Here is a 23,970-nt window from a genome sequence, read left to right on the forward strand (position 1 = left end):
CTCCTGCGGCTCCCAGTGGAGTTGGTCGAGCCCCAGGAGTGGGTGCGGGCCGAGGGCGCGCGGCTCGTGGTCGTCTTCGAAGGGCGGGACGCGGGGGGCAAGGGCAGCACGATCAAGCCGTCACCGAGCTTCTCAACCCCGGCATGGCGCGGATGGTGCCGCTCCCGGCGCCGACCGAGCGGGAGCGCAGCGAGTGGTACTTCCAGCGGTACGTGGAGCACCTGCCGGCAGCCGGCGAGATCGTCCTGCTCGACCGCAGATGGTACGACCGCGCAGGTGTCGAGCACGTCATGGGCTTCTGCACAAAGGAGGAGTACCGGAGGTTCCTCGCACACCGACATCCCCGAGGCGCCCCGGTACGTCGTGGAGAGCGACGACAAGCGCAGCGCGCGGATCAACATGATCGCCCATCTGCTGTCCACCGTCCCGTATCAAGCTGTCGGCCTGCCCCCTCTGAAGCTGCGACCGCGTCCCCCGTCCACCTGCTACCAGTGACCGCCCCGTACCCCGCAGACGTACGTCCCCGAGCACGCCGCGTCGCTGATGAAGGAGAGCGGAGAGCCAGGGGGAGAGCCCGCTAGGGCTGAATGAAAGAGCCCTGCATTCGTCGGGGCTGAGGGTGGGTGAGGCCAAGGGGACCTGGGAGGGTTGGGAGTGGCGGCCGCCGCCTTGTGTCGGCGATGGCGGCGGCCGCCTGCGCGCGGACCTCGTGTCTCCCCTGCATCGAGGTCCTCGCGCGGTGTGTCCTTCCGGCACCTGGGGCGTGCGGGAGTCGCCCCAACTCGAACGTGCCGGGAGGACGTGACCGTGGTCCCTGACGGAGAGCTGCGGGGTGCGGACCCCGGCATCCTGGTGGTTCGCGACAGTTCGGTTGTCTTTGCGGGTCCGAGGGCTGGGGCTGGTCGATCGGCCCGCTTCACGAAGGGCCGACGGTGTTGTGGACAAGGAGCCGCCCGCAACCCACCGACTCGTCGCGGGCCGTGACGGCTTTCAGTAGACGGACGCAGGCCACGAGTCGGCCACGGCGACGATGACGCCCACGTCGAGCAGAACCCCGACGGTCAGCCACGGGTCGAACCAAATCGCCTTGAGGGCGAGTCCGCTCGCGGCTGCCACGAGCGCCGCCGTCGGCCACCAGCCGGCGCCCGCAGATGCCCCGGCACCGGCGACGACGTACACGAGGGCGGTGTACCAGGCGAGCGCGAGCGCCGCAGCCCGTGTCGGTGTGGCCGGGACATGGGCAGCGGTCAGCGCCCACGAGTGCCCGGGGTCGAAGCGAGGCGGCTGATCAGGCTGCACAGGAGCCGTCCAGACGCCGGGATGCAGCAGCCCGTGCACGATCAGAAACGCGGCCACCAGGGCGGTGATCATGGCTCCTCCGGCTCGGCGGGTTCCGCGCCGCCCATGTCCAGGCGGAACGGCGGGTACTCGTCGGTCATCAGGGCGGCGTACGCGGTGACCCGCAGGCACCAGCGGTTGAGACCGATGACCAGGTCGAACAGGTCCTTCGGGTACTTCTCGGTGATGGCCATGATCACCGCGGCGATCACTGTCAGAACGCCGACGAGTCCGCCGGACCACCAGCCGAGGCGAACGCCGCCGAGGAAAAAGCCGAGGACGACGTAGTGCGGGATGGCCAGGAGCCACCACTTGACCAGCACCAGGCCGCGGGAGAGGCGCTGCGGGTAAGTGATGTCCAGCCGTGTCGGGTACTCCGGTTCCTCGCCCAGACTGAACGGCGGGTACCGGTCCGTGCCCAGGGCGCTGTACGAGTAGTACGCGACCCGCCAACTCCAGCGCAGCACACCCAGGTTGAAGTCGAACAGCGGTCGCGGATAGCGCTCGGTGAACAGGATGGCGAAGAACGCGATCACGCTCACCACGGCGAAGGCGATCCAGAGGAAGGCCAGCACCACGAGGTGCGGGATCACCAGGATCCACTTCACCAGCCACAGCCAACGCGACAGCGGTGCGTCGAGCACCGCGTTCACCCGGACTGTGCGGTTGGGGAATTCCACCAGCGTTGCCATGGGCGATCAGCTCCTGTGGCCTGCCGAGCCGTCTTCACAGCCAGTGTGGTCTGCGGCGAAGGCCGTCACGAGGGCCGTATGGGTCCGTTCGGCAGGCCCGTCGGCCCCATGCGATCATCGGCCGCAGTGCCCCGGTTCCTCTGGGGCGGCGACCGGCACGAGGACCGGGCCACCGAGTGGGCGGGCACCGCCCCCGCGGCCCTCGTACGGTTCCCGAGGTCGTCCTGCGTCCATTCGTCGGGCGTGGTCGCCAGTCCCGCGGGCGTCAACTGCCGGTAGGCCCAGGCATGCAGCACCCGCAGCCGTGCTTTGCGCCGCGCGGCCTCCTCGAAGGCGTACGCGGACGCCGGCGCGTCGGCGTCACTCTCGAGGCCGAGCAGCACCCGGTCGTACCCGAAGTCCGTGCGCGCGACCTCCCGGTCGTCCCGGACCACGAGCAGCGGGCTCGCGGTGTGGGCGGCGACCTGCAGGCTGACCGAACCGAGCGGCATTCCCGTGAAGCCGCCGTGTCCGCGCGTACCGACGACGGTAAGGGCCGCATCGCGGCCGTGCCGCACCAGTGCGGACGCCGCGTCTTCCGCGACGACCGAGGTCACCACATCCAGCCCCGGGGCACGCTCGCGGGCCTTCTCGACGACGAGGCGGACATCACCGTGGTCTGCGAGGCGGCAACCGCCGCGCAAGCAGTGGTGCGCGTCCCCGCGCTGCGCCCGTAGGTCGCGGTGCTCGACGTCCGCCTGCCCGACGGCGACGGCGTGAGCGTCTGCCGGGAACGCGCTCGCAGATGCCTGAGCTCGCCTGCCTGATGCCGACCTCGTTCGACGACGAGGAGGCGCTGCTCGACTCGATCATGGCGGGCGCATCCGGCTGCGTACTGAAACAGGTCCAGGCTCGGACCTCGTGGCGGCCGTGCGTACCGTGGCTGTCGGCCAGTCTCTGCTCAACCCCAGCGCCACCACCAAGTTGACGGCCCGGCTGCGCCAGGGAGAGGCGCCGGAACCTCAGCCGGATGCCCTGCCGGGCCTGACCGATCGGGAGCGGGAGATCCTGGCGCTGGTCGGCGAGGGGCTGACGAACCGGCAGATCGGCCAGCGGCTCTACCTCGCTGAGAAGACGGTCAAGAACCACATCTCCCGCCTGCTGGCCAAACTCGGCGTGGAACGGCGCGTCCAGGCCGCCGTCATCGCCACCCAGGTGCAGGAGCGCCTGGAGCGGGACGGACATCGCGACTCCGCGCCGGAACACGGAGGCAAGAACGCCTGACCACCGGGGCGATCGTCCCTACCCTCCGCCCCGCACGGCTGGAACCTACGAGTTTTCTCGCGGTGAGACCTATGAAGCCGATCTCGTTCCGCCCCGTAACCCCCCACCGGTACGGTGGCGGGGAACTGGAACGATCGGCCGTTGGCTCGTTGAGGCGCACCTGGAGGAATCACCGGTGGGAAGCTCCGAGGGCGGCGGCCGTGTACGACTGCCGCAGCTGAAACTGGATGAGCTGCTGGAGGAACTCCAGGCTCGCCTGGACGCGGCGCGCGGCACCCAGAACCGGGTCCACAGTCTCCTGGAGGCTGTGCTGTCGGTCGGGCGCGAACTGGACCTGAAGCAGGTGCTACGGAGCATCGCGGAGGCGGCGGCGGTGCTGGTCGAGGCCGAGTACGCCGCCCTGGGCGTGATCGGGCCGGACGGGAAGCGGCTCTCGGAGTTCCTGACGGTCGGCGTGAGTGACGAGCAGATCGCGGCGATCGGACCGTATCCGGATGGACACGGCATCCTGGGCGAGCTGATCAGCCACCCGGAGCCGCTGAGGCTGTCCAGGATTTCTGAGCACCCCTCGTCGTACGGCTTTCCCGAGCACCATCCGCCAATGAACACGTTTCTCGGCGTACCCATCCGGGTGCGGGAGCAGGTCTTCGGCAACCTCTATCTGACCGAGAAGCGGGGCGGGGCCCAGTTCGACGACGAGGACGAGTCCGTGCTGTCGACCCTGGCCGTCGCCGCCGGCGTGGCCATCGACAACGCCCGCCTGTACGAGGAATCCCAGGCGCGCGAGCGCTGGATGCGGGCCAGCGGGGAGATCACCCACAGCCTGATGTCCGGCAGCCCGCGCGGCGTGGTGCTCAGTTTGATCGCGGAGCGGGCCAGGGAGATCGCCGGCGCGGCGCTCGCCGTGGTCGCGGTGCCGATGGCGGACACCGGCACGCTCACGGTGGAGTCGGCCGTCGGGCAGGAGGCCGAGACACATCGGGGCCTGGTGCTGCCGGTGGAGGGCAGCCTGGTCGGCGCGGCGTTTTCTGCCGCCTCCCCAGTGACCAGCCCGGACGTGTCCAGGGACGAGCGCGTCTCGGTCGGCCCGCAGAGCTACGCCGGCCTGGGCCCGGCGGTGGCGGTACCCATCGGCACCGGTGACTCGGTGCGGGGCGTGGTGCTGCTGGTCCGCGAGGCGGGCCGCGCGGAGTTCACGGAGCAGGAGACCGAGCCGCTGCTGGGCTTCGCGGGCCAGGCGGCGGTGGCGATGGAGCTGGCCGAACGACGCAGCGACGCCGAGCAGATGACGCTGCTGGAAGACCGCGATCGAATCGCCCGGGACCTGCACGACCTGGCGATACAGCGGCTCTTCGCCACGGGCATGACGCTGCAGAGCGCGGGACGCTTCATCGAGCATCCTCAGGCGTCGGAGCGAGTGCTGCGCGCGGTCGAGGACCTGGACGAAACCATCAAGATCATCCGATCGACGATCTTCGGGCTCCGGTCGCGTGAGGATGCCGCGGGACAGAGCCTGCGCGCGCGGGTGGTGCGTGCGGTGGGAGAGGCGGCGCCCGTGCTGGGTTTCGCGCCCAGCCTGCGGATGGAGGGCCTGCTGGACACCCAGGTGCCAAGGGAGACCGCCGACCAGGTGACGGCTGTGCTCTCCGAAGCCCTGACCAACGTCGCCCGGCACGCAAACGCCGCAAAGGCGGAGGTGGCGCTGGAGACCGACGGGCGGGAGGTGCGGCTGACCGTCTCCGACAACGGGGTGGGCGTACCGCCCGAAGGACGCCGCAGCGGGCTGCGCAACATGGCCGAGCGGGCTCAACAGCTTGGCGGCGACATGGAGTTGACGTGCCCGGAGGGCGGGGGGACCACGCTGGTCTGGCGGGTGCCGACGGGGGAGGCGTAGAGCAGCGGTCGTTGCAGGGTCAACGACATCGTCCGGGAGCGCGTGGTCCCGGCGGTTGCGCGGGGCAGATCCTCGGCTCGGTGGCGCGCGGCATGGTCGGGAGCTCCCCCCACCCCGTCGTCCTGGTCCCCGGTGGGCCCCCTGTGACGGTCCCGAGCGCGGCCGCCGACCGGACAGGATAACTCTGGGGATCAACGCCCATGCACCGGCGGACAGGGCGATCGACTTCGCCTTCGAAGCGGCGTAGCAACGGAATGCCCCTCTGCACGCGATCCATGCCGGGGCGCTGTCCTCCCCATGGCACGGCAGCGCTCGGCCCCGCCGGGCTGGCCGTGGTGCGGCCTGCCCGGTGCCCTGTGGCGGTGGTGCCTTCCTGAAGCCTCCGTATCGGGCGGCCCGACTGCCATCGCGCTGACGGGACACCGCTGGCCGTAGGGCGGTTCGGCACGTGGCCCAGGGACGGACAGCTCTCGCTCAAGCGGGCGGTACGACAGATTCGACGGGCGACAAATAGCTGGTCGGCTCGGTGGGCCCGCTCGGCCTCCCGGACCAGGTCAGCCAGCCGACGCTCCTCGCCGTACAGCCCCAGGGCGTACAGCTCCGGCGCCTCGGCCCTGGCGTGTTCGCGAAGTCCGTCGACCAGCGGCTGGGGCAGTGAGGCCGCGCGGAACCGTCCGTGCCAGGTGTGGCGCTGCTTCATCGCGTGGTGCATCAACTCCTCGCCGTCGCCCGGTCTGTCATACGGTCCCCAGACGACGCGGGCAACGAAGGCGGGCATCCATGGGTCGGGGAAGGGGTGTACGACGGGCCCGAAGCCAAGGTGCAGCATGGAGAGGCGCACATTGAACAGCGCAGCACCACAGCTGATGACCATCTCCCGGCCGACCGGGTCGGTGAGCGGAAGGCGGCGCGTGAGATCCGCGTACACATCGAGCCCGCCATCCCGGCCGGTGAACAGCCAAGGCCGACTGTTGTGCAGCGAAGGTGCGGTGATGGCCGCGCAGACCAGGTGGCTGGTCGCGTGATCGGTTCGTGGTCGCGTCACGTACATGGCGGGTCGCCGTTCGTCGTACCCGTTGACCTGCTCTTGCACCCAGCGTCGCTGTTGGGCCCCTGGCGTGCGCAGGGCCGGATGTCCCCGAGGCAGGGTCGTACGGGCCCCCGACTGTGAGCGGACCAGGTGGAAGGGCAGGGGGAAGGCGATGCTCGTGCGTGCGGGTTGTCGTCAGGCAGGCGGGTACCACCCCGGCCTCGGCCTGCACTCGTTGGCTTTGGTCCGGCGGTCCCTGTGCTGTTTCGCGCCCCCGGCAGGCTGTTCGCGCATAGGGCCAGTCGGCCCTAGTCGGGGAACCTGCGGCCTCTACAACATGCCCATCCCGGCCACGAAGCTGGAATTGGACAGCCTGTTGCATCCGATCCGCCCCAAGGAGGTCCAGACATGTCCCGCACCGTCACTGTTGGGCTCGACGGCTCGTCCGAGAGCCGGGCCGCCGCCGAATGGGCAGCTCGTGAGGCGAAGCTGCGCGGGCTGCCGCTCAGGCTGGTCAATGTCTGGGAGCCGGTACCGGAGCCGATGGCACAGGCCCCACTGTTGGGTGCTGAGACGCAGCAGCACTGGTCGGAGTGGATCCCGCGTGAGGCGGCCGACGGGTTGCGGCTACGCCACTCCGGCGTAGAAGTCATCGTGGAGCAGCTCACGGGGCGGCCCAGCGAGATGCTGTCCGGCGTGGCCAAGGAGGCCGAGCTGATGGTCCTGGGGTCCCGGGGGCTGAGCAGTGTCGGCGGGTTCCTGGTCGGCTCCGTCGGCCAGGCTGTCGTCGCGCACACCGAGCGGCCTGTGGTTCTCGTACGGTCCGGGGAGGCGGCCGCCGACGAGCACGTAATGGATCCGGCAGGGGTTCCGTCCGCCGCGACCCCCTACCGGCGGGTCGTCCTCGGGATCGACACCCAGTATCCCCACGACGCGCTGATCGAGTTCGCGATCGACGCGGCCACGCGCCGCGCCACCTCCCTGCAGGTCGTCCACGGCTTCAGCCTGCCGCCCTATTTCGCGTACGGGCTGCCCGACGACCCTGAGTTCAACTCCCACGTGGCTGCCGAGTGGGCGTCCGCCCTGACCGAGGTCCTGCGCCCCTGGCGACAGAAGTTCCCGTCCCTCGAAATCGTCGAGCATTCGCTGGTCGGCAAGGCCGCCGACCAACTGGTGGCCGCCTCCCGCGACGCTTCGCTGGTCGTCGTCGGCCGCCGCATCCGCCGCTCCCCGATCGGCGCCCACATCGGGCCCGTCACTCACGCCGTACTGCACCACGCCGCCGTCCCCGTCGCCGTCGTCCCGCACGACTGATCGGCCCGTCAGGAACAAGGAATGACACGGGAGATGAGGACGGCAGGCAGAGGTCGACCGGGTGGACCTGGACGCGGAGAAGACGCACCTCGCGGACGGCGGTTCGCTGGGCTACGACGTCCTGGTGGTGGCCACGGGAGCCACGCTGCTGCCCGATAAGACCGATGGACTGACCGGTCCCGGCTGGGGCGAGAAGGTCTTCACCTTCCACGACCTGCCCGGTGCGACCGCTCTGCATCAGGTGCTGGAGCGCTTCGACGGTGGCCGATTGGTGATCAACGTGGCCGACCTGCCGGTCAAGTGCCCCGTCGCACCACTGAAGTGTCCGGGGCCGAGTGCGCGTGGCGGGCTCGGACCAGACGGAGGCCTGTGCGAGCGGCCGACGGGCCAGGACGAGCGGCGCGCTTCGTCCTGCCGGAGCCACAGCAGCTCCTGGGCCGGGGCGCCGTCAGGCGGGTAGGACGAGACCGCGGCGGTGGGCCGTCGCCAGCCCTGCCACGGCGAGGGTGATGAATGCGGCGATCAGGGCGGCGACGGGTGCGGCGGTGATCTCGGCTGCGGGCGCCTTGGGTGTGTGGGTGAACGGGGAGAGATCCAGCACCCATCGGAGCAATCCCAGATCTGGGCCGAACAGCGGGCCCAGCAGGATCGACGCCAGGAGCACGGCCCAGGAGACCGGGTCTGCCCAGCGCGGCAGCAGGCCGACCGCCGCGATCGCGGCGCCACCGATCACCAGGATCCCGGTAGCTGGGCCAGGGCCGCTCCGGTCAGTTCGCGCAGCTGGGCCGGGGTGTCGCCGAGGGCCTGTCCGACCGTCAATCCCAGGCCCGCCGCGAAGATCAGGAGAAGCGCGACCGCGCCGATTCCGGCATTCAGGAGGTGGCTCATCGCCCAGCGTTGTCTGCTCACCGCCGCCGTCAGGACGGGTTCGAGTGTGCCGTCGGCTTCTTCGGCGCGCATGCGCAGCAGTATCTGAACGCTGTAGATCGCGACGGCCACACCGGCCATCTCGATCATCGAGGTGCGGTAGGCGTCGACGATCTGGTCCGTGCCGCCCAGCTGCCGGTACCAGTCGAGAGCGGAACCCCGCAGGTCGGTGATCCGGTCGCTGATGCTTCCGAGGACCAGGCCGAAGCCGAGCACGCACGGCCACCGCGCATGACGAGCCGGCCGGGGAGCGAGAGCCTCCGGCCGGTTCGCTGGTGAGACGGGGCGCCTATCCGGTCGGCTCCGAGCGCTGTGTCTTCCCGTAGTAGGCGGTGTGCATCAGCTCCTGCATGTCGTCGAGCATCGGCATGCGCGGATTGGCCGGCGCGCACTGGTCCTCGTAGGCGTTCAGTGCTTGCCGGGGCAGGGCATCGAGGAAGGCCCGCTCGTCCACGCCCAAGGCGTGGAAGGACGGCTCGATGCCGACGGTGTCGCGCAGCCGCTCCACGGCCGCGGCCAGTGACTCCACGCCCTGATGCGGGGTGGTGGCGGGCAGGCCGAGGGTGCGGGCGATGTCCTGGAATCGTTCGGGGGCGCGGTAGTGCTCGTACTTGGGCCAGCCGGTGAGCTTGGCCGGCACGGTGCCGTTGTAGCGGATGACGTGGGGGAGCAGGACGGCGTTTGTGCGGCCGTGGGCGATGCGGAAGGTGGCGCCGAGGGTGTGGGACATGGCGTGGACGATGCCGAGGAAGGCGTTGCCGAAGGCCATGCCGGCGATGGTGCCGGCGTTGTGCATCTTCTCGCGTGCCTCGGGGCTGTCCGCGCGGTTGTTCACGGCCGCTTCGAGGTGGTCGAAGATGAGCCGGATGGCGTGCAGGGCGGGGCCGTCGGTGAAGTCGTTGGCGTAGACGGACACGTACGCCTCGATGGCGTGGGTGAGGGCGTCGAAGCCGCTGTCGGCGGCCAGGGCCGGGGGCAGGTCGGCGGTGAGCAGCGGGTCGACGATGGCCACGCTGGGAGTGAGCGCGTAATCCGCGAGGGGGTACTTCTTGCCGGTGGCGGGGTCGGAGATGACGGCGAACGGGGTGACCTCGGCGCCGGTGCCGGAGGTGGTGGGGATGCACACCAGGCGGGCGCGTTCGCCGAGGACGGGGAAGCGGAAGGCGCGCTTGCGGATGTCGGAGAACTTCTGGCGCATGTCGGCGAAGTCGATGTCGGGCTGCTCGTACAGCAGCCACATCACCTTCGCCGCGTCCATCGGTGAACCGCCGCCCAGCGCGATGATCGTGTCCGGGCGGAACTCCCGCATCAGGCGGGCGCCGCGCTGGACGGAGTGGATGCTCGGCTCGGGCTGGACGTTGTCGATGATCTGCAGCGTCACCGGTTCTGGGCGGCGCTGCAGGACGCGGCCGACGCGGTCGACGAAGCCTAGGCGGGTCATGGTCGCGTCGGTGACGATGGTGACGCGGTGCACGTCCGGCATGGAGGCGAGGTAGCGGATGGCCTGCGGCTCGAAGTAGATCTTCGGCGGGACCTTGAACCACTGCAGGTTGTTGTGGCGGGTGCTGACCCGCTTGATGTTGAGCAGTTGCGCGGCGGACACGTTGTTGGACACCGAGGTGCTGCCCCACGAACCGCAGCCCAGCGTGAGCGAGGGCAGCAGGCTGTTGTAGACGCCGCCTATCGCGCCCTGCGAGGAGGGCGAGTTGACGATGACCCGGACCGTCTTCATGCGCGCGCCGTACGCCTCGGCGAGCGCCGGGTCGCCGGTGTGGATGACGGCGCTGTGGCCCTGCCCGTGGAAGGCGACCATGTCGGCGGCCAGATCGAAGCCCTGGCGCTGCGAGGTGGCGCGCAGCACGGTCAACACGGGGCAGAGCTTCTCGCGGGTCAGCGGCTCGTCCGGGCCGACTCGTTCGGCCTCGGCGAGGATCAGCGAAGTGCCTTCGGGCACGCTGAAGCCGGCCTGCTCGGCGATCCATGCCGGGCTCTGGCCGACGGCTGCCGCGTTGACCTTCGGCTCGCAGCCTTTGTTCGACGCGTTGACGGGGAACAGATACGCCTCCAGCTTCGCCTTCTCCTCGGCGGTGGCGAGGTGGGCGTGGAGCGTGCGGAACTCGGCGAGCGCTGCGTCGTAGATATCGTCGTCCAGGATGACCGCCTGCTCGGAGGCGCAGATCATGCCGTTGTCGAACGACTTTGACAGGACGAGGTCGTTGACGGCCCGGCGCAGCTTCGCGCTCTTGTGCACATACGCCGGGACATTGCCGGCACCGACGCCGAGCGCAGGCTTTCCGGCCGAGTAGGCGGCCTTGACCATGGCGTTGCCGCCGGTCGCCAGGATCAGCGAGACCCCCGGGTGGTGCATCAGCGTGCCGGTCGCCTCGATGGACGGGGTCTCGATCCACTGGATGCAGTGCTCCGGCGCGCCCGCGGCGATCGCGGCGTCCCGCACGATGCGGGCGGCCTCGGCGCTGCAGCGTTGCGCGGAGGGGTGGAAGGCGAAGACGATCGGGTTGCGGGTCTTCAGCGCCATGAGCGCCTTGAAGATCGTGGTGGAGGTCGGGTTGGTGACCGGGGTGACCGCGCACAGCACGCCGACGGGCTCGGCGATCTCGACCATGTCCTCGATGTCGTCGCGGGCGACGACGCCGACGGTCTTCATCCTGGCCATGCTGTGGGTGACGTGCTCGCAGGCGAACATGTTCTTCGCGGCCTTGTCCTCGAAGACACCCCGGCCCGTTTCCTCCACCGCGAGCAGGGCGAGTTCGGTGTGCTGGTCCAGGGCGGCGACCGAGGCCTTCTTGACGATGTGGTCGACCTGCTCCTGGTCCAGCGACTCGTAGTCGGACAGCGCCTTGAGACCGTTGGTGACCAGCCGGTCCACGGCGATCGCGGTCTCGGAGGGCCCGCCAGGGGGCTCCTGCGGGACGGCGGTCCGGTTTCGGTCGTCCTGTCCGGTCATGGTGAGTGTGCCTCCGTCGTCGAGTTCCACAGCATGGGTGGGGGAGCGGCGCCGTGGGGATCGGTGCCGCTTCCATAACCACTGTCATTGGTGGCGGGCCCTGCCCTCAGGCGCCGAAGGTCCCCGCTGGGGCCCGACCGGCCCAACGCGCCGGGACCGGCCAGCCCTCGATGTCGAGGTGCGCGGCATCGTGCGCCCAGGACGGGCGTCCGGCCTCTCCCCTGGGCACTGTTGACGGCGCGGCGCCGCTTTGTGCTCTTGTGCACGTACGCCGGGACATCGCCGCACCGGCGTCGTCGGCCCGAGCGCCGGGCAGGTCCGTGTCGATGCCAGCCGGTCCGGGCGCCTTTATGGGGGACTGCGGGACCATGAAGCGACGTGGCCCCGGCCTCTGCCCGGGTGGAGGGTTCGTCATGCGTCCCGCTGCTCGCACTGCCCGCCCCCGGCTGCCGACAGGGGCAGGCGCGGCGGCAAGCGGGGGTGCTCCTGCCCCGGGGTGGCCCCACTCGACATGGGTCAGGCTGCTGCCGGCGCGGATCGGGGAGGCGGCGGTGGTGCGGGCATCGCCGGGCACAGGGGCCGGGACGGCCGTGGCCGTCCCGGCGAAGCGCCGCCGAAGCGGCGTGGGGGTCACCGTTCCGGGAGCCAGTAGTGGGCAACCCGGGGCGAGGGGTGCTTCTCGGACGGGTGGGTGTCGTCGATTCGGAAGGTGAGGCTGCTCATCACGCCCACGACGCCGTCCACCTTCCAGGTGAGATGGACCACCAGCGGGATGTCGCTGCGCTGTTCCACGCGTCCCTCGAGCGTGGCGACGCCGTCGTGGACGGAGACGATGACGGTGTGGGGCGGTAGGCACATGGCGCGGGTCAGGACCTCGTCGATGATCTCCTGGCGGATCTCGTCGTCCGCGCGCAGGAAAACCCGCAGCAGGTCGCGGCGGGTGGCGATCCCTATGAGACGGTCCTCCTCGTCGACCACAGGCAGCCGTTCGATGTGGTGACGCTCCATCACCCGCGCCGCGTCCGCGACGCGTTGCTCCGGGTGCACGGTGATCGCGGGTGTCGACATCAGCTGTTCTGCGGTCGTGGCGCGGGCCTTTGCCGTCACGCGCCGCGCCGTGCGGCGCAACGCCGGGAGTCGGAAGCGCCGTCCCTGGTTCCGCTCGGCCTGGGCCGCCTGTCGATGTATCAGGTCGGTCTCGGAGATCACGCCCACGACCTTGTCGTCGGCGTCCAGCACCGGCAGGCCGCTGATCCGGTGCCGGGCCAACAGCTGTGCCACATCTTTGAACGGCGTCTCGCGGCGTGCGTCGACGACCTCGCGGGTCATCACCTCGCCGATGGTGCAGGCCTTCACGGCAATTCCCTCCTCAGCGGCTCGATCGGAGCACGACCGGTGCGCCTTGCGTACGGCCCCCTGCGAGCTCTCCGTCCCGCCGGGTGTCCTGACCGGGCGGTGCGCATCGGGGGCGGAACTCGCGGGTCCGTGCGGCCGGTACGGCCGTTGCTGTCCCTTCGGACTGTCCCGGGGTAACCGGCCCCTCGATGCCACCTCAGCCTCCCGTGCAACGGAGTGAGGGGGCAGGGGCCGGTCGTCCCGTGACCCCGGGCCGAACCGTCCTCTCATCGGCGGCCCTGGTAGGACCCTCGGGTCCGCCGGGCCGAAGCCCCAGGGACGCGGGCCGCTCACCGTGCGGGGAGTCGGCCGCGGCAGGCGCAACCGCGGGTCGGCGCAGGACATCCGCCGCTCACGGCTGCCATGGCGATTGCGTCCGCCGACGGCGCGGCTCGGACGGAGGGCACCGGTGAGGGGCGCTCGATCATGGCCCGCTCATGGCGCCCTCGTTCAACACAGCGCGGTTCGGAGGGCGTCCGGCCCCCCAGCAGGTGGCGTGCTCCGCCGCGCAGCGGCCTTTGTCCCGGTCGGGTCACGCCGAGCGCGCGCCGGGCTGCCCGGCGTCGTCCCCGACGAAGCTGCCAGCCGACTGGCCGCCGCGCCACGGCGGGGTGACCGGCCTGTGGTCGACGCTTCCCCCGTGGGCCACGTGATCCACCTTCCGGCGCAGCCGTCCTGCAGCCGGTCGGCCACTTCCTGGCCGGTGGCTTCCCGCGCCTGAACGACCACAACGGCGCTGCCGACCCGGACGTCGGCCACAGCCGACCACGGGTGCTCGGCATGATGGGCCGCTGCCTTGGCAACCCTCACCTCACCGGTGATCGCCGGCAACCCGGCCCTGCTCACGACCGCGTCGACCTTTGCCCGGACGTACGCGAGGACCTCGTCACTGACCTCGCCTTCGCCTCGTACCAGCACGGCAGTGGCTTCGCGGGCGCCGGTGTGCCTGGCAGTCATATGGACCACTCCTTCTTGTTCCTGCTTCGGACCGGCTCCAGCCTTTCTGTCACCGTGAGCCGCGCTCCAGGGCCGACCGGCCCTGATCGAGCTCGTACGAGGCACCGATGGTCCCGCCCGGCACCGAGCGGCGGCCCCCGCAGTTACCGGGCGTCGGGTGTCACGGTCCTGACAGGTCGCCGCAGCAGTTCCCCTGAAGGGGAGTGGCCGGTGCGGAAGTTCAGGCGCGCGGAGGCTGGGGCCGGCAAATCGGGCCGACTGTCGCGGAGCAACCCGCTGCGCCGGCGCAGCGATGTGATGGAGGCGGGGATCGTCCTGGCGGCGTGGATGCTGGCTGTTGCCGGCGGAGCCGTCGCCGGATGTGGCGCCGCGTACGCCCTGGACCAGGCGGCGGTCGGCCTCCATGGTCGCTTCCGAGCGCTGGGGTGAGGAATGGGTGGGATCGCATCGGGCCGGTGTGGGGGCGTACGGCCGGTTGGCGAGTGCGGAGACACGGACCCCGTCGGTCAGTCGGCGGGCGGGCCGGGAGAAGAGCTGTCGTGCGTGACCGCGACACGGGCAGCCCGGCGCCGCACCAGGGCGCAGTGCGCGACACGTCGGCTGCCGCTGCCCTGGGAGTTCGCGATGCGCAACTGCTCCCGTGATCGAGCGAAGACTTCGCGCACACAGGCGCCCCGAGTTTCCAGACCACCAATCGGGCGGCGCCGCCGTCGGGTTCGGTGATGTCCGGCGCGACGGCCCGGCAGGGGGGAGTGCGGCCGTGGGGCCATGAGGCCCCGAGGAAAGGGCCTACTCGGCCCCTGGTTGCCACCCGGCAGGGGTACCAGGCTCGGCACTGGACACACGGACACTGAGGAGGCACAGGTCATGGACCGACACGTAGCTGTGGGGATCGACGGTTCTTCCGAGAGTCTCGCCGCCGCGCACTGGGCGGCCCGAGAGGCCCTGCGCCGTGGTACCGCACTGCAGGTGGTGCACGCCTGGCAGTTGCACCCGCGCCCCGCCGCCTACGTGCCCGTCGATATGACCGAGCGGAGCTGGGCCAAGCACATCCTGGCAGAGGCGGCGGACAGCGTCCGCGCCGCGCACCCCGGGCTGGACATCACCGACCAGCAGGTGAAGGACTCACCGGTCCACACGCTGCTGGAGGCAGCCGAGCGCGCCGAGCTGCTGGTGCTCGGATCCCGCGGACTCAGCGGTGTCACGGGCTTCCTGCTCGGCTCGGTGTCCCAACGGGTCGTCGCCAGGTCGCCGCGCCCCGTGGTGCTGGTACGCGAGGGCGAGAGCGCCGCCGACGAACACCTCCCGGCCCCCGACGGTGTCTCTCCGGACGAGATTCCCGAGATCCCGTACCGGGATGTCGTCCTCGGCCTCGACACCGGCCAACCCTGCGACGAACTCATCGAGTTCGCCTTCGAGACCGCCCGGCGCTGTGGCGCCGCACTGCGCGTGATCCACACCTTCAGCGCACCGCCGGGATACGCCACCGCCGACCGGGTCGTCTCGCCGCCCGGCCCCGGGCTGCTCGCGGAGCACGAACACGCCGTGGTCGCGACGCTGCGTCCGTGGTGCGGGAAGTTCCCCGAGGTCACCGTCACCGAGACCGTCGTCGAAGGCCGGGCGGCCACCGAACTGACCCGCGCCGCCTCCGGCGCGGCCCTCGTCGTCGTGGGCCGCAGGACACGGGACGGCCGCTTCGGCGTCCACACCGGTCCGGTCACCCACGCCGTGCTGCACCATGCCGGATGCCCCGTCGCCGTCGTCCCGCACCCCTGAGCCGGCGCCCGCACCCGGACGCCATCCACGCGTCCAGGACACCGGCCCTGGCCACGCCTCCTGCTCACCGCTCCGCGTTTCGGCCGCCGCCTCGAAGCGGCCGAAACGTCCGCGCGAACAGGACGGATGGTGCAGCGGCCGCCGTCTGGACACCACCAACCAAAGGGAGGAACGGACATGACCACCCGTCATGTGACAGTCGGTGTCGACGGCTCGCTCATCGCCGTACGAGCGCTGGACCGGGCCGCTGACGAAGCGGCACTGCGCAACACGACTCTGGAGATCGTGTACGCCGTGCCCGACCTCGACGAAGCCGGACCGGTGCTGGCCTCCGCCGCATCGAGAGTGCGTAAACGTCACCCCGGCCTCTCGGTCACGGTCGAGCCCGTCGTGGGTCACCCCGCGCAGGTGCTGGCGACCTCAGGCCGGAGCGCCGCGCTGACCGTGGTCGGCACCCGCGGTTTCGGCGGGGTCACGGGGTTGTTGTTCGGCTCGGTCAGCATGCGTCTGGCCGCGCACACGGACGGCCCGCTGCTCGTCGTACGAGGGGAACACCGGCCCGGCCACGGGCCCACCGCACACGGCACGGTGCTGCTCGCCATCGAGGGCGACGCCGACGCCGACGCGGCGGTGTACGCCTTCGCGGAGGCGGAACGCCGTGACGCCCGGTTGCAGATCCTGCACACGCGAACCCACCGGCAGGCGGCACCAGAAGCGCCGGCCCCGGTGCCCGCGGGCCGGATGCGGCAGTTGCAGGACGGCATCGGCCGACGCGCCGCTGCCGAGGAGGCAGTTGCCGGTCGTGCCGTGGCGGCGCTCCAGGAGAAGTACCCGCAGGTCGGAGTCGACACGCACGCAGTCGGATCCGGCCCGGCGCACGCCCTCCTGGAGGCGACCCACGCGGCCGACGTCGTGGTGATCGCAGCCCACCGCCGGCCCGAAAGGCTCGGCCTGCGCCTGGGCCCCGTCCCGCACACCCTGCTGCACCGCGCCCACTGCCCTGTCCTCCTCGTCCCCGACGGACGGCACGAGGGACGCCACACCTGAGACAGGACGACGTCGGCCCGTTCAGCTCCAAGAGGTGCTCCGGAGCCCGTCCGTTGACGGGCTCCGCGGTCTGCAACCGTGGATCGGCAAGCGCGCGCTGGTCGCCGCACACGTTCAGTCCAGCGCCTGTCGGGCACGGTGGCCAGGCGGCGCAGGCGCTGCGGAACACTGTGCTCGCGCCCGTGACCGGGTGCCGCGCCTGCCTGTCCGTTCAAGGCGACAGCTGGGAGCGGCGCCGGGAGACGGTGTCCGCGGTTGGACCGCTGGTGTCGTCGACCCGGTAGCCCAGGTCGTTGGAGACGTCGACCACCCCGTCCACACCGCTGCACAGCCGTACAGCGACCGCGATGAGACTCTTTCGCTCGACTGTGCCGCTCAGTGAGACGCGGCCGTCGACGACATGGACGGTCACCGCGCCGGGCGCGATGCCCAGCGTGCGTACGAGCACCTCGCGTTCGATCTCCTCGCGGACGGTCCGGTCCCCGCGCAGGAACACCCGAGGCAGATCGGCGCGGCTGATGACACCGATCAGTCGGTCTGCCTCATCCACCACCGGCAGCCGCTTGACCCGGCTCTGTTCCATCACCCGGGCGGCCTCGACCACCGTCCACTGCGGCCGTGCGGTGACAGCGGGGCTGCTCATCAGCCCTTCGGCAGTTGTCGCCTCGGCCTTTGTCCGGTCGGGAGCCGCGGGTGCAGCGCCGGCAGCAGACCGGCCGGGTCCAGCTGCGCCGCATCCAGGTCGTCTCCGGGACGGACCTCATGGGCCGACGGTGAGGCAAGTGCCCTCAGCCTCTGGACTCGCCCGTCGGCCGGGCATCACCGCACCCACGGTTCCCCGTGGTTGTGGCCGACGTCAGTGGGCCCTTGGTCACCGGCGTCCGGGCCGGTCGGCCCCGGTCGGACGTTGGCGGGGACCGCAGCAGCAGGGCGCGCAGGGCCGCAGTGCCGTTGAGCCCAACGTGGGGCCATGTATGGGGCCGTTCGGCCCCAGAAGTCGGCCCGGTCGGCGCTGTCCTGGTGGTGCGCTCACCCACGAGGGTGTCTCCACGGGCTCGGGCTTCCGTAGTCGGCCCGTCCATTCCGCCTGCCGACCCCCGACCGGGGTGCGTGCGACCCCGTACACGAGGAGGCCCGCCGTGGAGCTGGCGCTGGCTCAGGAGACCGTGGCCCGATGGCAGTTCGGCATCACGACCGTCTACCACTTCCTGTTCGTCCCGCTGACCATCAGCCTGGCCTTCCTGATCGCCGGGCTGCAGACCGCCTGGGTACGCACGGGCAAGGACAAGTACTTCAAGGCCACCAGGTTCTGGGGCAAGCTCTTCCTGATCAACATCGCGATGGGCGTGGCCACCGGCATCGTGCAGGAGTTCCAGTTCGGCATGAACTGGTCGGACTACTCACGCTTCGTCGGTGACGTCTTCGGCGCCCCGCTGGCCATGGAGGCGCTGCTCGCCTTCTTCTTCGAGTCCACCTTCATCGGCCTGTGGATCTTCGGCTGGGACAAGCTGCCCAGGAAGATCCACCTGGCCTGTATCTGGCTGGTGGCGATCGGCACGTTCCTGTCGGCGTACTTCATCCTCGCCGCCAACTCCTGGATGCAGCACCCGGTCGGGTACGAGATCAACGAGGCCACCGGCCGCGCCGAACTCAACGACATCGCCGCGGTTCTCTTCCAGAAGACCACCCTGGTCGTCGTCTTCCACACCCTCACCGCGGCCTTCCTCACCGGCGGCGCCTTCATCATCGGCATCGCCGCGTACCAGCTGCGCCGCGCTTCGAGGGCAACGGAGTCGGACACCCCGGGCCGTATCGCCGCCATGCGCACATCCCTGCGCCTCGGCCTGGTCACGGTCGTCATCGCCGGCCTCGGCACCGCGGTCAGCGGCGACGCCCTCGGCAAGGTGATGTACGAGCAGCAGCCGATGAAGATGGCAGCCGCCGAAGCGCTCTGGGAGACCGAGGAGTCGGCGCCGTTCTCCCTGTTCGCGTACGGCGACGTGGCCGAGGGCCGCAACAGCGTCGAGGTCGAGATCCCCGGGCTGCTGTCCTATCTCGCCAAGGGTGACTTCAGCACCGCGGTGCCCGGCATCAGCTCCGTCGAGGCGCTGGAGAGGGCCCGGTACGGCGACCTGGCCGACGACTACAAGCCCAGCATCCCCACCACCTACTGGTCGTTCCGCTGGATGATCGGCTTCGGCATGGCCTCCTTCGCGGTCGGCCTCGTGGGACTGTGGCTGACCCGCAAGAAGCGGTGGCTGGCCGACGGCAAGCGGCGCGGCGACGACGAGGTCCCGCTGCTGATGGTCACCGCGAACCGCGAGTTGGGCCCGGCCCTGAACATCTGGGCCTGGCGGCTGGCCATCCTCACCATGGGCTTCCCGCTCATCGCCAACTCCTTCGGTTGGATCTTCACCGAGATGGGCCGCCAGCCCTGGGCCGTGTACGGCCTGATGACCACCGCAGACGCGGTCTCGCCCGGCGTCTCCGTCGCCGAGCAGTTCACCTCGCTCGGCGTCTTCACCGCCCTGTACGCAGCGCTGGCTGTCGTCGAAGTGAAGCTGCTGGTCAAGTACGCCAAGGCGGGCCCCGTCGACGAACAGCCGCCGCCCGAGGTCCCCTCGCTGCGCGGCCCCGCTGCCGACGAGGACACCGACCGCCCGATGACCTTCGCCTACTGAGCGCACCGAGACCTTCGGAGAGACACGGCAATGGAGCTTCACGACGTCTGGTTCGCACTGATCGCCGTCCTGTGGATCGGCTACTTCTTCCTCGAAGGCTTCGACTTCGGGGTCGGCATCCTCACCAAGCTGCTCGCCCGCGACGAGGCCGAGCGCCGGGTGCTGATCAACACCGTCGGACCGGTCTGGGACGGCAACGAGGTGTGGCTGCTCACCGCGGGCGGCGCCACCTTCGCGGCCTTCCCGGCCTGGTACGCCACCTTGTTCTCCGGTTTCTACCTGCCGCTGCTCGCCATCCTGGTCTGCCTGATCGTGCGCGTCGTCTCCTTCGAGTACCGGGGCAAACGCGACGACGCCCGATGGAAGCGCAACTGGGAACACGCGCTGTTCTGGACTTCGCTGCTGCCCGCCTTCCTGTGGGGCGTGGCCTTCGCGAACATCGTCCACGGCGTGAAGATCGACGCCGAGGGTGAGTACGCCGGTACGGTTCTGGACCTGCTGAACCCGTACGCGCTCCTCGGCGGCCTTGTCACCCTCGCCCTGTTCACCTTCCACGGGGCGCTGTTCGTCGCGCTGAAGACCAGGGGAGACGTCAGGGACCGGGCGCGGGCGCTGGCCCGTTGGGCGGGCCTGGCCACCGCCGGCCTCGCGCTGGTCTTCCTCCTGTGGACCCAGGCCGACGGAGGCAACGTTCGCAGCCTGGTCGCGCTGGTCGTGGCGGTCCTCGCCCTGCTCGGCGCGCTCGCCGCGAACCAACGGGCGCGTGAGGGCTGGGCGTTCGGTCTGTCCGGGATCACCGTTGCCGGGGCCGTCGCGATGCTCTTCCTCGCGCTGTACCCGGACGTGATGCCGTCCAGCCTGGACTCGGCGTGGAGCCTGACCGTCGCCAATGCCTCCTCGTCGGCGTACACACTGAAGGTCATGACCTGGGTCGCCGCGATCATGACGCCCGTCGTCCTGCTCTACCAGAGCTGGACGTACTGGGTGTTCCGCAAACGCATCGGTGTCCAACACATCCCGGCCTGAGGCGAATACATCCCGTCCTGAGCTGAGCACATCGCCGCCCGAGCGGCCCTGAAAGGTTCTGAGATGAAGCCTGTCGATCCGAGACTGGTGCGGTACGCGCGGGCGACGCGGCTGTTCCTGGCCGCGTCGGTCGCACTGGGTACGATCGGCGCCGCGCTGCTCATTGTCCAGGCCACCGCCATCGCCGAAGTGGTGGTTGGTGCCTTCCAGGACGGCCGGGACCTGGACTCCCTCCAGGGCGCGGCGCTCCTGCTGGCCGGAGCCTCGCTCGGTCGGGCCGCGGTCGCCTGGCTCACCGAGACCGCGGCCCACCGCGCCTCGGCCGCCGTGAAGTCGCAGCTGCGCGAACGGCTCCTGGAACACGCCACCGCGCTCGGACCGCACTACCTCGCGGGCCGGCGCAGCGGCGAACTGACCGCACTGGTCACCCGCGGCGTGGACGCACTCGACGACTACTTCGGCCGCTATCTGCCCCAACTGGCGCTGTCCGTCGTGGTCCCCGTCGCGGTCCTCGCGCGGATCATGACCGCCGACTGGCTCTCGGCAGCCATCATCACGGTCACCCTCCCCCTGATCCCGGTCTTCATGGTGCTGATCGGCCTCGCCACCCAGCGCCACATGGACCGGCAGTGGCGCACCCTGGCCCGCCTCTCGCACCACTTCCTGGACGTGGTGTCCGGCCTCCCCACCTTGAAGGTCTTCGGCCGGGCCAAGGCCCAGGCGTCGGCGATCCGGCTGATCACCGACGAGTACCGGCGGACCACTCTGCGCACGCTGCGAATCGCCTTCGTCTCCTCCTTCGCCCTGGAACTGCTCTCCACCCTTTCCGTGGCCCTGGTCGCGGTGAGCATCGGCCTGCGACTGGTCGGAGGAGACCTCGACCTTTACACCGGGTTGCTGGTGCTCGTGCTCGCACCGGAGGCGTACGCCCCGATCCGTGCCGTCGGAGTCCACTACCACGCGAGCGTCGAGGGACTCACGGCCGCCGCGAAGATCTTCGAAGTGCTGGAGACCCCGCTGCCCCGACGAGGCGACCAGGACGTCCCCGCGATGTCCTCGTCCGCTCTGTCGGTCAGCGGTCTGACGGTCGTTTACCCCGGGCGGCCGGTCCCCGCCGTCGAGAACCTGTCCCTACGGCTCGAGCCCGGCGAGACGGTCGCGCTCACCGGACCCTCGGGGGCGGGCAAGAGCACCGTGCTCTCCGTCCTCCTCGGCTTCACCACACCCGAGACCGGGACCGTACGGATCGGCGACCGCGACCTGGTCGACATCGACCCGGCCGAGTGGCACCTCGGCATCGCCTGGGTCCCACAGCGGCACCACCTCGTCGCCGGGACCATCGCCGACAACGTCCGTCTCGCCCGTCCAGACGCCACCGACGCCGAAGTCCGCGAGGCCCTGCGCGAGGCCGGCGCCCTGGACTTCACCGATTCGCTGCCGGACGCCGAGCGGACACCGCTCGGGGAGGGCGGCAGCGGACTGTCCGCAGGCCAGCGGCAGCGGATCGCGCTGGCCCGCGCCTTCCTCGCAGACCGTCCGCTGGTGCTCCTGGACGAGCCCACCGCGAACCTCGACGGCGAGTGCGAGGCCGCGGTCGTCGAGGCCGTACGGCGCCTGGCCGTTGGCCGCACCATGCTGCTGACCGCGCACCGGCCCGCCTTGCTGGCCCTCGCCGACCGGCGTGTGGCACTCGCCGCTCCTCCGCTGGACGACACGCAGCCTCCGGTCCTGCGCGGATCTGCTCCGGATGGCCCTTCCCCGGCGGACGAGGAGGCCGAGGCTCCGGCCCGTCCCTTCGCCGCCGCTGCACCCGGGCCGAAGCCCGTCGTCCCGGGCCCGCAAGCCGACGACCATGGACGGACAGACGTCACCGTCGCCGCAACTTCCGCACTGCGCCGGGTGACCCGGATGGCGACCTCGGGCGCCGGCATCCGCGGCCGACTCGCCCTCGCCGTACTCCTCGGCGCCGGAGCCCTCGGCTGTGCCGTCGCGTTGATGGGTACCTCGGGGTGGCTGATCTCCCGGGCCTCCCAGCAGCCTCCGGTGCTGTATCTGATGGTCGCGGTCACCTGCGTACGCGCCTTCGGCGTCGGCCGCAGCGTCCTGCGCTACGCCGAGCGGCTGGTCGCACACGACGCCGTACTGCGCGGACTCGGCACCCTGCGCACCGCGGTCTACCAGCGGCTGGAGCGGCTGGCGCCCGGCGGTCTCGGCCTCTACCGCAAGGGCGACCTGCTCTCCCGCTTCGTCACCGACGTGGACTCCGTACAGGACCATCTGCTCCGGTTCCGCCTGCCGGCTGTCGCAGCGGCACTGGTGGGCACGGCGGCCACGGCCGTCGTCGCCACGCTGCTGCCCGCCGCCGGAGCCATCCTCGGCACCGGACTCCTGCTCGCCGGGGTGGCCGTCCCCCTCCTGACCGCGGCCGTCTCACGCCGCACCGAACAGCGGCAGGCGCCGGCCCGGGGCGCGCTGGCCGCCACCGTCGTCGAGACCCTCACCGGAACCGCCGAACTCACCGTCACCGGCGCCCTGCCCCGCCGACTGGCCGCCGTACGGGCAGCGGACCGGCTGCTCACCCAGCTCGCCGCCCGATCCGCCACCACCGCCGGGCTCGGCTCCGGCCTGGTCACGCTGCTGGCCGGACTCACGACCACCGGCTGCGCGGCCGTGGGCGTGGCGGCCGTGGCCGCCGGACAACTGGACGGCGTCCAGCTCGCCGTGCTCGTCCTCACACCGCTCGCCGCGTTCGAAACAGTCGCCGGACTGCCGGCTGCGGCCCAGATACGGCAACGCAGCCGGCGCGCCGCGGAACGGGTCCTCGATGTCATCGACAGCCCCGAACCGGTCCGCGAACCCGATCCCCCGGCAACCACGCCCCGGCCCGCCCTGCCGATCCGGCTGCGCGGTCTAACCGCGGTGTGGCCCGGCCGCGACGAGCCGGCGCTCGACGGCGTCGACCTGGACCTCACCCCGGGACGACGGATCGCGGTCGTCGGACCGAGTGGTTCGGGCAAGACCACCCTCGCCCAGGTCCTGCTCCGCTTCCTCGACCCGGCGGCGGGCAGCTACACCCTCGCCGGGACCGACGCGACCCACCTGGCCGGAGACGACGTACGACGCATCGTGGGCCTCTGCGCCCAGGACGCCCATGTCTTCGACAGCTCCCTCCGCGAGAACCTCCGTCTGGCCCGCCCCGACTGCGCCGACCGCGATCTCTGGGCGGCACTGGCCGCCGCCCGCCTCGACACCTGGGTGCGCTCACTGCCCGCCGGCCTGGACACGCCGGTCGGCGAACACGGCGCCCGCCTCTCCGGCGGACAGCGCCAACGGCTCGCCCTGGCCCGCGCGTTGCTGGCGGACTTCCCGGTCCTCGTACTCGACGAGCCCGCCGAACACCTCGACCTGCCCACCGCCGACGCACTGACGGCCGACCTCCTCGCTGCCACACAGGGGCGCGCGACCGTGCTGATCACCCATCGGCTGACCGGGCTCGAGGACGTCGACGAGATCGTGGTCCTCGACCAGGGCCGCGTGGTCCAGCACGGAACGTGGGACGAACTGGTCGCTCTCGACGGCCCGTTGCGGCGCCGGTGGGAGGCGGAGCATGAGGTCGAAGCGCTGTTGGCCGCCGCATGACGGCACCGGCATCCGTTTCCGCGCAC

At 70.9% G+C, this 23,970-nt stretch carries 20 protein-coding genes and 2 pseudogenes; 13 read left to right on the forward strand and 9 right to left on the reverse strand.

The genetic code is table 11. The annotated features are described in order from the left end of the window. Positions 1–15: 15 nt before the first annotated feature. Both ACFYO0_RS40805 and ACFYO0_RS40810 read left to right on the forward strand, forming a co-directional pair. Positions 16–228: pseudogene (locus ACFYO0_RS40805) on the forward strand (polyphosphate kinase 2); the annotation flags it as partial. A gap of 48 nt (positions 229–276) precedes the next feature. Continuing rightward, positions 277–495 (forward strand): hypothetical protein, encoded by a 219-nt coding sequence (locus ACFYO0_RS40810; RefSeq protein ID WP_388686526.1) that lies wholly within the window; start codon positions 277–279, stop codon positions 493–495. A 495-nt stretch (positions 496–990) separates the two neighbouring features. Here the strand turns inward: ACFYO0_RS40810 and ACFYO0_RS40815 are convergent, their stop codons facing one another. From ACFYO0_RS40815 to ACFYO0_RS40825, 3 genes are all read right to left on the reverse strand, one after another. After that, the gene (locus tag ACFYO0_RS40815) at positions 991–1,371 is read right to left on the reverse strand and encodes a hypothetical protein (protein WP_388686528.1); all 381 of its coding nucleotides are present in this window, start codon (positions 1,369–1,371) and stop codon (positions 991–993) included. Continuing rightward, positions 1,368–2,030, reverse strand: coding sequence for a DUF4389 domain-containing protein (locus ACFYO0_RS40820; RefSeq protein ID WP_388686530.1), 663 nt, complete (start codon positions 2,028–2,030; stop codon positions 1,368–1,370). The genes ACFYO0_RS40815 and ACFYO0_RS40820 overlap by 4 nt, the downstream gene beginning before the upstream one ends. Positions 2,031–2,095: 65 nt before the next feature. Beyond that, positions 2,096–2,713 (reverse strand): universal stress protein, encoded by a 618-nt coding sequence (locus ACFYO0_RS40825; protein WP_388686531.1) that lies wholly within the window; start codon positions 2,711–2,713, stop codon positions 2,096–2,098. Here ACFYO0_RS40825 and ACFYO0_RS40830 point away from each other — a divergent pair. The 5 genes and pseudogenes from ACFYO0_RS40830 to ACFYO0_RS40850 all read left to right on the forward strand — a co-directional run bounded on the left by ACFYO0_RS40830 (position 2,630) and on the right by ACFYO0_RS40850 (position 7,991). Further along, positions 2,630–3,293 (forward strand): annotated as a pseudogene (locus tag ACFYO0_RS40830) (LuxR C-terminal-related transcriptional regulator). The gene ACFYO0_RS40825 and the pseudogene ACFYO0_RS40830 overlap by 84 nt on opposite strands. A gap of 175 nt (positions 3,294–3,468) precedes the next feature. Beyond that, the gene (locus tag ACFYO0_RS40835) at positions 3,469–5,187 is read left to right on the forward strand and encodes a GAF domain-containing sensor histidine kinase (protein WP_388686533.1); all 1,719 of its coding nucleotides are present in this window, start codon (positions 3,469–3,471) and stop codon (positions 5,185–5,187) included. Positions 5,188–5,713: 526 nt separating this feature from the next. Further along, positions 5,714–5,845, forward strand: coding sequence for a hypothetical protein (locus ACFYO0_RS40840; protein WP_388686535.1), 132 nt, complete (start codon positions 5,714–5,716; stop codon positions 5,843–5,845). A gap of 780 nt (positions 5,846–6,625) precedes the next feature. Continuing rightward, on the forward strand, positions 6,626–7,531 hold the full coding sequence (locus ACFYO0_RS40845; protein WP_388686537.1) for a universal stress protein: 906 nt from the start codon (positions 6,626–6,628) through the stop codon (positions 7,529–7,531). Positions 7,532–7,592: 61 nt separating this feature from the next. Next, positions 7,593–7,991 (forward strand): hypothetical protein, encoded by a 399-nt coding sequence (locus ACFYO0_RS40850; protein ID WP_388686539.1) that lies wholly within the window; start codon positions 7,593–7,595, stop codon positions 7,989–7,991. Here the strand turns inward: ACFYO0_RS40850 and ACFYO0_RS40855 are convergent. The 5 genes from ACFYO0_RS40855 to ACFYO0_RS40875 all read right to left on the reverse strand — a co-directional run bounded on the left by ACFYO0_RS40855 (position 7,980) and on the right by ACFYO0_RS40875 (position 13,775). Then, positions 7,980–8,264: a hypothetical protein gene (locus ACFYO0_RS40855; protein ID WP_388686541.1), complete on the reverse strand. Its 285-nt coding sequence runs from the start codon at positions 8,262–8,264 to the stop codon at positions 7,980–7,982. The genes ACFYO0_RS40850 and ACFYO0_RS40855 overlap by 12 nt on opposite strands. Then, the gene (locus tag ACFYO0_RS40860; protein WP_388686543.1) at positions 8,261–8,674 is read right to left on the reverse strand and encodes a hypothetical protein; all 414 of its coding nucleotides are present in this window, start codon (positions 8,672–8,674) and stop codon (positions 8,261–8,263) included. Before ACFYO0_RS40860 ends, ACFYO0_RS40855 begins: the two co-directional genes overlap by 4 nt. A 73-nt stretch (positions 8,675–8,747) precedes the next feature. Then, on the reverse strand, positions 8,748–11,423 hold the full coding sequence (gene adhE / locus ACFYO0_RS40865) for a bifunctional acetaldehyde-CoA/alcohol dehydrogenase (RefSeq protein WP_388686545.1): 2,676 nt from the start codon (positions 11,421–11,423) through the stop codon (positions 8,748–8,750). Positions 11,424–12,053: 630 nt separating this feature from the next. Beyond that, the gene (locus tag ACFYO0_RS40870; protein ID WP_388686546.1) at positions 12,054–12,779 is read right to left on the reverse strand and encodes a CBS domain-containing protein; all 726 of its coding nucleotides are present in this window, start codon (positions 12,777–12,779) and stop codon (positions 12,054–12,056) included. Between the two features lie 489 nt (positions 12,780–13,268). Beyond that, positions 13,269–13,775 (reverse strand): hypothetical protein, encoded by a 507-nt coding sequence (locus ACFYO0_RS40875; protein WP_388686547.1) that lies wholly within the window; start codon positions 13,773–13,775, stop codon positions 13,269–13,271. Between the two features lie 210 nt (positions 13,776–13,985). Here ACFYO0_RS40875 and ACFYO0_RS40880 point away from each other — a divergent pair, with 210 nt between their 5' ends. The 3 genes from ACFYO0_RS40880 to ACFYO0_RS40890 all read left to right on the forward strand — a co-directional run bounded on the left by ACFYO0_RS40880 (position 13,986) and on the right by ACFYO0_RS40890 (position 16,598). Then, positions 13,986–14,204: a hypothetical protein gene (locus tag ACFYO0_RS40880; protein ID WP_388686549.1), complete on the forward strand. Its 219-nt coding sequence runs from the start codon at positions 13,986–13,988 to the stop codon at positions 14,202–14,204. 438 nt (positions 14,205–14,642) lie between these two features. Then, entirely contained in the window at positions 14,643–15,551 is a 909-nt protein-coding gene (locus ACFYO0_RS40885) for a universal stress protein (protein ID WP_388686550.1), read from the forward strand. A 177-nt stretch (positions 15,552–15,728) separates the two neighbouring features. Then, positions 15,729–16,598, forward strand: coding sequence for a universal stress protein (locus ACFYO0_RS40890; protein ID WP_388686552.1), 870 nt, complete (start codon positions 15,729–15,731; stop codon positions 16,596–16,598). A gap of 211 nt (positions 16,599–16,809) precedes the next feature. On the opposite strand, the gene ACFYO0_RS40895 is transcribed toward ACFYO0_RS40890, so the two are convergent. Further along, positions 16,810–17,241: a CBS domain-containing protein gene (locus ACFYO0_RS40895; protein WP_388686554.1), complete on the reverse strand. Its 432-nt coding sequence runs from the start codon at positions 17,239–17,241 to the stop codon at positions 16,810–16,812. Between the two features lie 496 nt (positions 17,242–17,737). On the opposite strand from ACFYO0_RS40895, the gene ACFYO0_RS40900 reads away from it, so the two are divergent. The 3 genes from ACFYO0_RS40900 (at position 17,738) to cydD (ending at position 23,944) form a co-directional block, all read left to right on the forward strand. Further along, a complete protein-coding gene (locus tag ACFYO0_RS40900) occupies positions 17,738–19,279 on the forward strand; it encodes a cytochrome ubiquinol oxidase subunit I (protein WP_388686556.1) in 1,542 nt (513 codons plus the stop codon). Positions 19,280–19,309: 30 nt separating this feature from the next. Continuing rightward, on the forward strand, positions 19,310–20,305 hold the full coding sequence (cydB, locus tag ACFYO0_RS40905) for a cytochrome d ubiquinol oxidase subunit II (protein ID WP_388686557.1): 996 nt from the start codon (positions 19,310–19,312) through the stop codon (positions 20,303–20,305). Positions 20,306–20,368: 63 nt separating this feature from the next. Beyond that, the gene (cydD, locus tag ACFYO0_RS40910) at positions 20,369–23,944 is read left to right on the forward strand and encodes a thiol reductant ABC exporter subunit CydD (RefSeq protein WP_388686559.1); all 3,576 of its coding nucleotides are present in this window, start codon (positions 20,369–20,371) and stop codon (positions 23,942–23,944) included. Positions 23,945–23,970 lie beyond the last annotated feature (26 nt).

It is taken from the genome of Streptomyces sp. NPDC006365, assembly GCF_042870755.1.
Classification (GTDB): domain Bacteria; phylum Actinomycetota; class Actinomycetes; order Streptomycetales; family Streptomycetaceae; genus Streptomyces; species Streptomyces xiangluensis.